Here is a 12,270-nt window from a genome sequence, read left to right on the forward strand (position 1 = left end):
GGGTCACTCCGGTCGGGCATGGGTGGGTGCGAGGGCCGGGATGCGCTGGATCAGCGCCTCGATCTGGGGCCGCGAGTCGAAGCGTTCGAGGGCCTCGGCCACCAGGCGGCGGGCCTCCGCGCGCCGGCCCTGTTGCCACAGCACTTCCGCCAGGTGGGCGGCGATCTCCTGGTCGGGCTGGCGCCGATAGGCCTCGCGCAGGTGCACCAGCGCCTGCTGCGGCCGGCCGAGCTTGTACTGCAGCCAGCCCATGCTGTCGATGACCGCCGGATTGTCGGGCGCAAGGCGGTAGGCCTTCTCGATCAGCGGGCGCGCCTCGTCGAGACGCTCGGTCTCGTCGAGCAGGGTGTAGCCCAGGGCGTTGAGGGCTGCGGCGTCCTCGGGCTGCTGCTCGAGGATGCGGCGCAGGTCGCTCTCCATGCCGGCGATGTCGCCCTGCTGGTAGCGGCGCATGCCGCGCATGAAGCGCAGTTGCGTGTCGTCGGGACGACGCTTCAGGGCGCGGTCGAGCAGGGCGTCGGCCTCGGTCTCCTGGTGATGCTCGCTCAGCAGCTGGACCTCGATCGCCGCCAGCTCGCCGTAGGACTCGGGATGTCGCAGGCGTTCGACGTGCAGGAAGGTCCGGGCGTCGGGCAGCCGGTCGTGCTCGGCCAGCATCTGCGCGGCCCGCCGGCGGGCGTCGAGGAAGCCGTCGCCGGGCGGGACCTGGCGATAGTAGAGCAGGGCATTGTCCACCTCGCCTTCGGTCTCGGCGATCATGCCCAGCAGGATGAAGGCCGCCGGCGAGGCGTCGTCCTGTTCGATGAGCGGCAGCAGCAGGCGCTTGGCCGGGGCCGGGTAGCCCTCCTCGAGGTACAGGCGGGCCAGGGCCAGGCGCAGTTGCGGGGCGTCGGCATGGCGCTCGAGCAGCGTGTCGATGCGCGACTCGGCGGCGTCGACGTTGCCCAGGCGCAGCTGCGCCTGGGCCAGCAGCAGGGTCAGGCGGCTGTCGTCGGGCGCCGCCTCGAGCCCGCGACGGGCGGCGTCGCGGGCGGCGGCGTAGCGGTCTTCCTGCAGGGCGAGGCGCGTGCGGGCCAGCCACAGCCCCGGGAGCTCGGGATGGCGCTCGGCGAGTCGCGACAGACGGGTCTCGGCGCGCCGGGTGTCGCCGCCGGCGGCCTCCAGCAGGGCCGTGGCCAGTTGCGCCTGCGGCTGGTCGTCGTACTCGGCGAGGAAGTCCTGCAGGCGTGCGATCAGCGGGGCCGGGGCGACGTTCTGCTCGATGGCGGTCTCGGCGAAGCCGGTGAGATCCCCCTGGCCGCCACGTGCCGCCAGGGTCAGGCGCTGGTTCAGGCTGTCCAGCCAGTCGCCGCGTTCCATGGCCAGGCCGGCGAGCAGGCGGGCGGGCGCCTCGGCGTCCGGCGCCAGCGACTGCCAGCGGCGCGCGGCCTGCTCGAGCAGGTCGCGGTCGTCGGTGTAGCGGGCGGCGAGGGTGGCGCGCTCGGCCAGGGCCGCGGAGTGATAGCGTTGCGCGGCGTCCAGGTAGCCCCGGGTGGCGCGGGCGAAATCACCCCGCTGGCCGGCCAGCTCGGCGCTGATCAGGGTGGTCAGGCCCGCGGCGTCCAGCCCCGATTCCACGGGCGGGGCCGAGGCCATGGGATCCGCCGGCGGGGGCGGTGAAAGGGTCTGGCAGCCCGCCAGCCAGGTGGCGGTCAGTGTCGTCACAAGCCAGCGTGCGTGCATGCCGTCCTCTATGTCGTGAACCGCTCGTCGCGGGCCTTCCCCGGGGGCCCCGGAACGCCTCCCTGCCGGCAGGGCCGGGCCGAGCTGTCAGCATACCGGTTCGCCGGGGGCGGGCAAAGTCGTGGCGGGCCGGGTGGGGGCGTCGGGGGTTGCGTGTCGCCGGGCGCGTCCCCATGTCGGGGCGTGCTGTGATAGACTGGGGCGCCGAAAACGGCCAGTCACTCAAGGTCATGCCGCATGACCGCGCCGCCAGGTCGTGCCGTGAGCCCGTGTGGCTCCTGCCGTCCGACCCGGGGTGTTCTCGATCGCCTAGGACTCAACGACCCTGACTGCAATGACCCTTCTCGCTCTGGGAATCAATCACAAGACCGCGGACGTGGCGGTACGCGAACAGGTCGCCTTCACGCCCGAGCAGCTGGAAGCCGCCCTGGCGCAGCTCAAGGCGTTGCCGGTGGTCGACGAAGCCGCGGTGCTCTCGACCTGCAATCGCACCGAACTCTACTGCGTCATTCAGTCGCAGGGCGAGCGGCCGCTGCTGGAGTGGCTCGGTGGCTTTCACGGCCTGCCGGTCGAATCACTGATGCGCTGCGCCTACCACTACCTCGACGACGCCGCGGCCCGGCATCTGATGCGTGTCGCCTCGGGGCTGGACTCGATGGTGCTGGGCGAGCCGCAGATCCTCGGCCAGATCAAGGATGCCTACCAGCAGGCGCGCCAGGTCAAGGGGCTGGGTGGCGAGCTCGAGCGGTTGTTCCAGCACACCTTCGCGGTGGCCAAGCAGGTGCGCACCGAGACCGGCATCGGCGAGAACCCGGTGTCGGTGGCCTATGCCGCGGTCAGCCTGGCGAGCCGCATCTTCGACGACTTCTCGCGTTCCCGGGCGCTGCTGGTGGGGGCCGGCGAGACCATCGAGCTGGTCGCGCGCCACCTCCATGAAGCGGGCGTGCGGGAGCTGACCGTGGCCAACCGCACCCGCGAGCGGGCCGAGCAGCTGGCCGGCGAGTTCGGCGCCGAGGCCATCGCCCTGGGCGAGATCCCGCGTGCCCTGGAGCAGGCCGACATCGTCATCACCTCCACGGCGGCCCCGCTGCCGATTCTCGGCAAGGGCATGGTCGAGCGGGCGCTCAAGGTGCGTCGTCATCGCCCGATCTTCATGGTCGACATCGCCGTGCCGCGGGACATCGAGCCCCAGGTGGGCGAGCTCGACGATGTCTTCCTCTATACCGTCGACAATCTTCACGAAGTGATCGAGGAGAACCGCCGGCACCGCCAGGTCGCGGCCCGTCAGGCCGAGGAGCTGATCGACCAGGGCGTGGGGCAGTGGCTTCACGAGCGCCGGGTGCGGGGCGCGGGCGACCTGATCCGCCGCTACCGCGAGCAGGGCGAGGCGCAGCGCCAGGCCGCCGAGGCCCAGGCGCTGGCCCAGCTGGCGCGGGGCGGCGACCCGGAGAAGGTCCTGCGCCGGCTCAGCCAGCAGCTCACCAATCGCCTGCTGCACGGGCCGACCCTGCGCCTGCGCGAGGCCTCCGGTGCCGAGCGACACGACCTCATCCAGGCGGCCGAAAGCCTGCTGCTCGACCCCGCCGCGCCCTCCCAGGACCCGGAATAGGACACTGCATGAAAGCGTCATTGCGCCACCGTCTGGAAAGCCTTCAGGACCGTTTCGAGGAGCTGGCCGCCTTGTTGGCGGACCCCGAGGTGATCGGGGATCAGGCGCGCTTTCGCGACTATTCCCGCGAGTATGCCGAGCTCGAGCCGCTGGTCGAGGCGTGGCAGGCCTACCGGGGCACGGAGGCGGATATCGCCGAGGCCGAGCAGCTGTGCGATGACAGCGACGCCGAGATGCGCGAGATGGCCGAGACCGAGCTGCAGGACGGGCGCGAGCGGCTGGCGTCGCTGGATGCCCGGCTCAAGCAGCTGCTGGTGCCGAAGGACCCCGACGACCACCGCAACGTCTTCCTGGAGATCCGTGCCGGCACCGGCGGCGACGAGGCGGCGCTGTTCGCCGGCGACCTGTTCCGCATGTACTCGCGCCATGCCGAGAAGGTCGGCTGGAAGGTCGAGGTGGTCAGCGCCAGCCACGGCGAGCAGGGCGGCTACAAGGAGATCATCGCCCGGGTGCGCGGCGAGGGCGTCTACGCCCGGCTCAAGTTCGAGTCCGGGGCGCACCGCGTGCAGCGGGTGCCGGCCACCGAGTCCCAGGGGCGCATCCACACCTCGGCCTGCACGGTGGCGGTGATGCCCGAGGTCGAGGCGGTCGGCGACATCGACATCGACGCCAACGACCTGCGCGTCGACACCTTCCGCTCCAGCGGCGCCGGCGGCCAGCACGTCAATACCACCGACTCGGCGATCCGCATCACCCACCTGCCCAGCGGCCTGGTGGTGGAGTGCCAGGAGGAGCGCAGCCAGCACAAGAACCGCGCCAAGGCGATGGCGCTGCTCGCCGCGCGGCTCAAGCAGGAGGCGGTGGACAGCCAGCGCCGCCAGCAGGCCGATGCTCGCAAGTCGCTGGTCGGCTCGGGAGATCGCAGCGAGCGCATCCGCACCTACAACTTCCCCCAGGGCCGGATCACCGATCACCGCATCAACCTGACGCTCTACAAGCTGGGCGAGGTGATGGCCGGCGAGCTGGACGAGGTGATCGGGCCGCTGGTCAACGAGTACCAGGCCGAGCGGCTGGCCAGCCTGCAGGACGCCTGATGCGCATCGACCGCCTGCTGGCCGCGGCCACGACACGCCTGACGGCGGCCGGTTCGCCGACGCCGCGCCTCGATGCCGAGGTGCTGCTGGCCCACGTGCTGGGGCGCGACCGGACCTGGCTGTATACCTGGGGCGACCGCGAGCTCGACGGCTTCGAGCGGGCGCGCTTCGAGGCCCTGGTGGCGGCGCGCGACGGCGGGCAGCCGGTGGCCTACCTGACCGGGGAACGCGAGTTCTGGGGGCTGCCCCTGCTGACCGAGGCGACCACGCTGATCCCGCGTCCCGACACGGAAACCCTGGTCGAGGCGGCGCTGGCCGGCGACACGCCCGAGTCGGCGGCGGTGCTCGACCTCGGCACCGGCAGCGGCGCGATCGCCCTGGCATTGGCCAGCGAGCGACCGGGCTGGGAGGTTACCGGGGTCGACCGGGTCCCGGCGGCCGTGGCCCTGGCGCGGCGCAACGCCGAGCGGTTGGGCATCTTGAATGCGGCCTTTCACGAGAGCCACTGGTTCGACGCCCTGGCCGGGCGACGCTTTGCGCTGATCGTGGCCAATCCGCCCTACCTGGCCGTCGACGACCCCCACCTGGCGCGCGGCGACGTGCGCTTCGAGCCGGCTTCGGCGCTGGTTGCCGAGGACCGGGGGCGGGCGGATCTCCTGCACCTGATCGACACGGCCCGCGGCCATCTGCTGGCCGGCGGACGCCTGCTGCTGGAGCACGGCATGGCGCAGGACGAGTGGCTGCGCGAGGCGTTCCGGGCCGCCGGCTTCGCGACGGTTCACACGCATGCCGATCTGGCCGGGCTGCCTCGAGTGACCGAGGGGCGCTGGCCGGGATCCGTCGACGGGGCGTGACTGGCCCCCCTTCCCGGGAATGTGATATGAGTGTGTGGCGGCCGTGTGCCGGCATGGTGAATTCGGCTGCCCTCATGTCCTTTCGTGTGATGTATTTGCCGCCGGCTGCCCTGCCGGGCGGCAAATTCAGATGATCATTCTGCCGGTTGGCAGCGGGGAATCGACCCAACAATGAAAGCCAAGACCCGATCGCTGGACCGTATCGACCTCAATATCCTGCGCTGCCTGCAGGAAAACGCCCGTATCTCCTATGTCGACCTGGCATCGCAGGTCGGCCTGTCCACCACGCCCTGCCTGGAGCGCGTCAAGCGCCTGGAGCGGGCCGGCATCATCCGCGGCTATCGGGCCGTGCTCGATCCGCGGGCGCTCAAGGCCAACCTGCTGGTGTTCGTCGAGATCTGCCTGGAAACCCAGTCGCCGACGGTCTTCGACGAGTTTCGCCGGGCGGTGGCCAAGCTGCCGCAGATCCAGGAGTGCCATCTGGTCTCCGGTCAGTTCGACTACATCCTCAAGTGCCGGATTCCGGAGATGTCCGCCTATCGCCAGCTGCTCGGCGACGTGGTGCTGACCCTGCCCGGGGTCAAGGAATCGAAGAGCTACGTGGTGATGGAGGAGGTCAAGGAAGAGTTCGTCCTGCATGTCCCCGAGCTCGAGCAACTCGACGAGAAATAGCCACCCAGCCTGGTGCCCCTGCCATGAACGATGAATCCCTGCTGCGCTACAGCCGCCATATCATGCTCGATGCCATCGACATCGCCGGGCAGGAACGGCTGCTGGCCGGACATGCCCTGGTGGTCGGTGCCGGCGGGCTGGGCTCGCCCGTGGCCCTCTACCTGGCCGCGGCCGGCGTGGGGCGGCTGACCCTGGCGGACGCCGACCGCGTCGACCTGACCAACCTGCAGCGCCAGATCGCCCACGGCGAGGCGGATGTCGGGCGCAACAAGGCCGAGTCCGCCGCCGCGGCGGTGCAGCGGCTCAATCCCCATTGCGAGGTGCGCGCCCTGGACCACCATCTCGACGGGGAAACGCTGCACGCGGCGGTGGCCGAGGCCGATGTGGTGCTCGACTGCACGGACCGCTTCGCCAGCCGCTACGCCATCAACCGGGCCTGTCTGGCCGCCGGGCGACCGCTGGTATCGGGGGCGGCGATCCGCTTCTCCGGGCAGCTGGCGGTGTTCGACCCGCGCCGCGCGGACTCGCCCTGCTATGCCTGCCTCTATCCCCCCGAGGCGGGCGAGGAGGAAGAGCTGCGCTGCGCGGAAAGCGGCGTGGCGGGGCCGCTGGTGGGCCTCATCGGCACCTTTCAGGCGCTCGAGGCGGTCAAGCTGCTCAGCGGGGCGGGCCGCGTGCACCGGGGGTTGTCCACCTTCGATGGTCTGCGGGGGGAATGGCGCCACTTCAATGTCGCGCGCGACCCCGCCTGTCCGGACTGCGGCGGGCGCTGAGACCCGCCGGTGCAGGGCCATGCTCTGTTATTGAATACTTGACATTCGACGTCTTGGTGGTGTCAGACTAGGCGTCAATTGCTGCGGTATTGATACCGCCTGGTAAAAGAAATTCAACAATAATCAGGCCAACGGGATGGCCGACCTACCGGGATACTCGCGATGACTGCCGCCGCCTTGCGACGCCCTGATTCCTACTATAACGCCAGTGTGGCGGTCAGCCTCGCGCCGGCACCTGCTCTGGACGGCGATACCCAGGCCGACGTGTGCGTGATCGGCGGTGGCGTCACCGGCTGTTCGGCGGCGCTGCATCTGGCCGAGCGCGGCCACCGCGTGGTGCTGCTCGAGGCCGGCGAGATCGGCTATGGCGCCTCGGGGCGCAGCGGCGGTCAGATCCTGCCCGGGCTGGGCACCGACATCGGCGTGATCGAGAAGGCCCTGGGGCGCGAGCGCGCGCGGGCCGTCTGGGAGATGAGCCGCGAGGCGGTGCGTCTGACCGCTTCGCTCGTCGAACGACACGCCATTCCCTGCGACCTGAGCTGGGGCTATCTGCACGCCGCGGTCAAGCCGCGCCACGTGCGCGAGCTGCGCGAGTTCCGCGACACCCTGGCGGAACGCTACGGCTATTCGGCGCTGTCACTGCTCGAGGGCGAGGCGCTGCGCGAGCATGTGGTCACCGATGCCTATCCGGCCGCGCTTCACGACGCCGAGGGCGGCCACCTTCATCCGCTCAACTACACGCTGGGACTGGCGCGAGCCGCCCAGGATGCCGGCGTCATCATCCACGAACACAGTCCCGCCGTTGCCATCGAGCGTGGTGAGCCGGCTCGCGTGCGCACGCCGCAGGGGAGCGTCAGCGCGGATGTCGTGGTACTGGCCGCCAATGCCTACCAGCACGGGCTGGTGCCGGAGCTCTCCGGGCGCATCATGCGCGCCGCCAACTACATCGTCGCCACCGAGCCGCTCAGCGACGCCCAAACGGCCCGGGTCCTGCCGCGCAACGATGCGCTGTCCGACGCCAATTTCGTGCTCGACTACTATCGACTTTCCGCGGATCGCCGGCTGATCTACGGCGGGGAGGTGAGCTACAACGGCCGTGAACCGCGCGGCCTTCAGGCCCGCATGGACGCCAAGATCGCCCGGCTGTTCCCGGCGCTCGAGGGCGTGCGCATCGACTACCGCTGGGGGGGCGATGTGGCCATCACCCGCAACCGGGCGCCCGACTTCGGCTGCCTCGACGGCAACCTGTTCTACGCTCAAGGCTATTCGGGCCACGGCATGGCGCTGGCCGGGCTGGCCGGGCAGCTGCTGGCCGACGCCATCGAGGGGCGAGGCGAGCGTTTCGAGCACTTCGCCGCCATGCCGCACCATGCCTTTCCGGGCGGCGAGTGGCTGCGCATGCCGCTGCTGGTGCTGGCGACCAGCTTCTACAAGTTGCGCGATCGACTCTGAACCGGGCCGTGGCCTCTCCAGCGGCACCGGCGACGGCATCGTGACAGTCCGACAACAACAAGGGGAGTAGTGCGATGAGTGATTCGACCCCGGCGGTCACCCGAGCGGCGGCGGAAACGGCCGCGGCCGATGGCGGTGCTCCGCCGCGCGCGGCTTCATCGATACGCCTCGAGGGACTGCACAAGCGGTTCGGCAGGGACACCGTGGCACTCGATGGCGTCGACCTGACCATCGAGGCGGGGGAGTTCTTCACCCTGCTGGGGCCGTCCGGCTGCGGCAAGACCACGTTGCTGCGGATTCTCGCCGGGCTCGAGGAGCCCAACGCCGGCCGGCTGTGGATTGGCGGCCGCGACGTCACCGACACCCCGCCGCACCGGCGCAGCGTCAATACCGTCTTCCAGTCCTACGCCCTGTTTCCCCACCTGTCGGTGCGCGACAACCTGGCCTTCGGCCTGCGTATGCGGGGCGAATCGGCCGCCGAGCGCGAGCGCAAGGTGGCCGAGGTGGCGGAGTTCATCCAGCTCGGCTCGCTGGTCGAGCGGCGCGTCGACCAGCTCTCGGGTGGCCAGAAGCAGCGTATCGCCCTGGCCCGGGCGCTGGTCTGCGAGCCCGACGTACTGCTGCTCGACGAACCCCTGTCGGCGCTCGATGCGGGGCTGCGCAGCCAGCTTCAGGTCGAGCTGCAGCGCCTGCAGAAACGCCTGGGCATGACCTTCGTGTTCGTCACCCACGATCAGGACGAGGCGATGGTGATGTCGGATCGCATCGCCGTGCTCGACGGCGGGGTCATCCAGCAGGTGGGCACGCCCAGCGAGGTCTACGAGCATCCGGCCAACGCCTTCGTGGCGCGCTTCATGGGCCACGACAACCTGGTCGCCATCACCGCGGTCGACGGCGACCGGGTGGAGACCCGGCTGGGCTGGCTGCGGCTCGCCCCCGCCGAGCGGCGCGCCGAGTCGGACGGCTGGCTGCTGATCCGCCCCGAGACCCTGGTGCTCGACGACGCGCTGCCGGAGGGCTACAACCGGCTCGAGGGCACCGTCGAGGAGCGCCTCTACCGGGGCAGCCGCATCGAGTATCGAGTGACGGTCAACGGCCAGCCGCTGATGGTCGTGGCCAGCAACCTGGGGCAGCGCATGCACGAGATCGGTGACCGGGTGGTCATCGGCGTCTGTCCCGAAGACCTGGTCCGGGTCGCGGCCTGAGGAGGGCATCATGGTGGAATCGTCCCTGACGGCGTCGCGGCGGCGCGCGGTGGTCGGCGAGACCCGGCATCTGCTGTTCAGCGTGACGCCGGGGGCCGCCTGGATCACGGTCTTCCTGGTCCTGCCCAGCCTCTACCTGATGGCGGTGGCCTTCATGACCAACGGCCCCTACGGCCTGCCGGAGATGCCGCTGTCGCTGGATGCCTTCCGGCAGCTCGCCGGATTCGGCTTCCTGGGCTGGAGCCCGGGCAATCTCTACACTCTGTTGCGCTCGCTGTGGCAGACCGTGGTCTCCACAGCGCTGGTGGTCGTCGTTGCCTACCCGCTGGCCTACTACATCACCACCTGTCGCGAGCGATGGCGGCCACTGATGCTGCTGGCGGTGGTGGTACCCTCCTGGACCAACCAGGTGATCCGTACCTTCGGCTGGATGAACCTGCTGGCGCCGGGCACGCCGCTCTCCGACCTGGCCGAGTCGCTGGGCCTGATCGGTCCGCACATGGGCCTGTACCCCTCCGACTTCGCGGTGACCCTGGGGCTGGTCTACAACTTCCTGCCGTTCATGGTGCTGCCGCTCTACGCCGCCTTCGAGAAGCTCGACGTCGCCCAGGTGCAGGCCGCTCAGGATCTCTACGCCTCGCCGGTACGCGCCTTCCGGCATGCGGTGTTCCCGCAGACCCTGCCCGGGCTGCTGGCGGGCACCGTGCTGGTGGCGATCCCGGCGTTCGGCATGTACGTGATTCCCGAGCTGCTGGGCGGCGGCAAGAGCATGATGCTCGGCAACCTGGTGGCCCGTCAGTTCTCGGGGGGCTCCAACTGGCCGCTGGGCGCCGCCGGGGCGATCCTCATGCTGCTGGCCACCTTCGTCGGCCTCTACGCCATGCGCCGCATCGGCCGGCGCCTGGGCGGCGGCGAGGAGGTGGTGATATGAGACGGCGCACCCTCGCTCGCGGGCTGGCCGGCTTCTGGTGGCTGACGCTCGTCTTTCTTTATCTGCCGCTGGCGGTGGTGGTGCTGTTCTCCTTCAACTCGGTGAACAGCGCCGCGCATTTCGCCGATGTCTCGCTGCGCTGGTACCACCAGCTGCTGGGCAACGCGCAGATTCTCTCGGCGTTTCGCAACAGCCTGATCCTGGCGATCGTCTCCTCGGTGATCGCCCTGGTGATCGGCTGCCTGATCGGCTATGGCATGTATCGTCACCGGCATCGCCGGCTGGGCTGGCTGATCGTGCTGATCTACCTGCCGATCGTGCTGCCGGACATCGTCTTCGGCATCTCCGAGATGGCCTTCTTCGTGCAGATCAACCGCGCGACCGGGCTGCTCGAGCCGGGGCTGGGCACCATGATCATCGCCCATGTCACCTTCCAGATTCCTTTCGTGGCGCTGATCGTCTATTCGCGGTTCGTGGGGCTCGATCCGACGCTGTTCGAGGCGGCCAAGGACCTCTACGCCTCGCCGTTCAAGCGGGCCCTGCATTTCCTGATCCCCACGCTCAAGCCGGCGCTGATCTCGGCATTCTTCCTGTCGTTCACGCTGTCGATCGATGACTTCGTGATCAGCTTCTTCACCGCCGGCCCGGAAAGCGCCACGCTGCCGATCTACATCTGGGGAGCGATCAAGAAGGGCGTGACGCCGGAGATCAACGCCATCGCCTCGCTGATGATCGGCGCCGTGCTGCTGGCGGCGCTGGTCAGCCTGCTGTTCAACCGACCGCGGCGCCGCTGAGCGTCCGCTGACCCTGAAACCCGAGGAGAGAGCGACACCATGACAACAATCAAGACGCGTCTCGTGACCGCCCTGGGCGGTCTCCTGCTGGCCGGCGGCGCCCAGGCGGCGTCGGAGAAGCTGTACCTGTTCAACTGGACGCAGTACATGGACCCGGCGATCATCCAGGCCTTCGAGGACAAGTACGACGTCGAGGTGGTGCAGAACTACTTCAACTCGCTGCCCGAGATGTTCGCCAAGCTCAAGGCCGGCGGCGTCTCCCAGTACGACATCATCGTGCCCTCCAACTACTATGTGCCGCGGCTGATCCAGACCGGCATGGTGCAGAAGCTCGACAAGTCGAAGCTTCCCAACTTCGACAACATCATGGACAAGTTCCGCGACACGGCCTACGACCCGGGCAGCGACTACACCGCCGCCTACCAGTACGGTGTCACCGGCATCGTCTACAACGCCGAGACCTTCCCCGACGCGCCCAGGAGCTGGTCGCTGCTGTTCGATCCCGAGGTCAACCCCAGCTATCCGTTCGCCATGATGGGCGACGGTCAGGTGAGCATGGGCGCCGCCTGCGCCTACCTGGGCCACGGCTACGACTGCACCGACCTCGACGCCTGGAAGGAGAGCGCCAGGCTGCTGCTCAAGACCAAGCAGCGCGGCAACTTCAGCGGCTTCGTCGACGGCACTCCGGCGCTGCAGCAGCTCGCCCGCGGGGTGACCCACGTCTCGCTCTCCTACAACGGCGACTATCTCTTCTACAAGGAAGAGAACCCGGACACCTTCAAGAACATCAAGTTCATGATTCCCGACGAGGGGACCGAGCTCTGGGTCGACTCGATGATGATCCCGGCCCAGGCCCCGCACCCGGACCTGGCCCACAAGTTCATCAACTTCATCCTCGATCCCGAGATCGGCGCCCAGCTGTCCAACTACAACTACTATTCGAGCCCCAATGCGGCCGCCACGCCCTACCTCGACAAGGTGCTGACCGAGCCGCCGGTGACGCCCGCCGAGAGCGACATCGACAAGCTGCACTTCACGCCGAGCCTCGAGGGCGACAAGCTGCAGACCTTCAACCAGCTGTGGACCGAAGTGCAATCCCGCTGACGTGTCCCGCCGCGGCGACCCGGGTCGTCGCGGCCGGTACCGGCCTTTCGAGCAAGGATA

11 protein-coding genes are annotated in these 12,270 nt (G+C 69.3%); 10 read left to right on the forward strand and 1 reads right to left on the reverse strand.

The genetic code is table 11. From position 1 onward, the window contains the following. Nucleotides 1–3: 3 nt before the first annotated feature. Nucleotides 4–1,722, reverse strand: a complete 1,719-nt coding sequence (locus ACTCB7_RS12330; protein WP_224415200.1) for a tetratricopeptide repeat protein — start codon at nucleotides 1,720–1,722, stop codon at nucleotides 4–6. Nucleotides 1,723–2,056: 334 nt separating this feature from the next. Here ACTCB7_RS12330 and hemA point away from each other — a divergent pair, with 334 nt between their 5' ends. From hemA to ACTCB7_RS12380, 10 genes are all read left to right on the forward strand, one after another. Continuing rightward, complete coding sequence (hemA, locus tag ACTCB7_RS12335; protein WP_224415199.1) at nucleotides 2,057–3,331, forward strand: glutamyl-tRNA reductase; 1,275 nt, start codon at nucleotides 2,057–2,059, stop codon at nucleotides 3,329–3,331. A gap of 8 nt (nucleotides 3,332–3,339) precedes the next feature. After that, complete coding sequence (gene prfA / locus ACTCB7_RS12340) at nucleotides 3,340–4,425, forward strand: peptide chain release factor 1 (protein WP_224415198.1); 1,086 nt, start codon at nucleotides 3,340–3,342, stop codon at nucleotides 4,423–4,425. Then, nucleotides 4,425–5,279: a peptide chain release factor N(5)-glutamine methyltransferase gene (gene prmC / locus ACTCB7_RS12345; protein WP_224415197.1), complete on the forward strand. Its 855-nt coding sequence runs from the start codon at nucleotides 4,425–4,427 to the stop codon at nucleotides 5,277–5,279. The genes prfA and prmC overlap by 1 nt, the downstream gene beginning before the upstream one ends. A gap of 171 nt (nucleotides 5,280–5,450) precedes the next feature. Then, nucleotides 5,451–5,951: an Lrp/AsnC ligand binding domain-containing protein gene (locus ACTCB7_RS12350; RefSeq protein WP_163649917.1), complete on the forward strand. Its 501-nt coding sequence runs from the start codon at nucleotides 5,451–5,453 to the stop codon at nucleotides 5,949–5,951. Nucleotides 5,952–5,974: 23 nt separating this feature from the next. Beyond that, entirely contained in the window at nucleotides 5,975–6,724 is a 750-nt protein-coding gene (locus ACTCB7_RS12355) for a HesA/MoeB/ThiF family protein (RefSeq protein WP_463006902.1), read from the forward strand. 162 nt (nucleotides 6,725–6,886) lie between these two features. Then, nucleotides 6,887–8,176 carry an NAD(P)/FAD-dependent oxidoreductase gene (locus ACTCB7_RS12360; RefSeq protein WP_463006903.1) on the forward strand — a complete coding sequence of 430 codons (1,290 nt, stop codon included), beginning with the start codon at nucleotides 6,887–6,889 and terminating at the stop codon, nucleotides 8,174–8,176. A 74-nt stretch (nucleotides 8,177–8,250) separates the two neighbouring features. Next, complete coding sequence (locus ACTCB7_RS12365; protein ID WP_163649914.1) at nucleotides 8,251–9,381, forward strand: ABC transporter ATP-binding protein; 1,131 nt, start codon at nucleotides 8,251–8,253, stop codon at nucleotides 9,379–9,381. A 10-nt stretch (nucleotides 9,382–9,391) separates the two neighbouring features. After that, nucleotides 9,392–10,312 (forward strand): ABC transporter permease, encoded by a 921-nt coding sequence (locus ACTCB7_RS12370; protein WP_163649913.1) that lies wholly within the window; start codon nucleotides 9,392–9,394, stop codon nucleotides 10,310–10,312. Further along, nucleotides 10,309–11,106: an ABC transporter permease gene (locus ACTCB7_RS12375; RefSeq protein WP_163649912.1), complete on the forward strand. Its 798-nt coding sequence runs from the start codon at nucleotides 10,309–10,311 to the stop codon at nucleotides 11,104–11,106. Before ACTCB7_RS12370 ends, ACTCB7_RS12375 begins: the two co-directional genes overlap by 4 nt. Before the next feature lie 39 nt (nucleotides 11,107–11,145). After that, nucleotides 11,146–12,210 carry an ABC transporter substrate-binding protein gene (locus ACTCB7_RS12380; RefSeq protein ID WP_463006904.1) on the forward strand — a complete coding sequence of 355 codons (1,065 nt, stop codon included), beginning with the start codon at nucleotides 11,146–11,148 and terminating at the stop codon, nucleotides 12,208–12,210. The last annotated feature ends 60 nt before the right edge of the window (nucleotides 12,211–12,270 follow it).

This window comes from Modicisalibacter sp. (assembly GCF_055145905.1).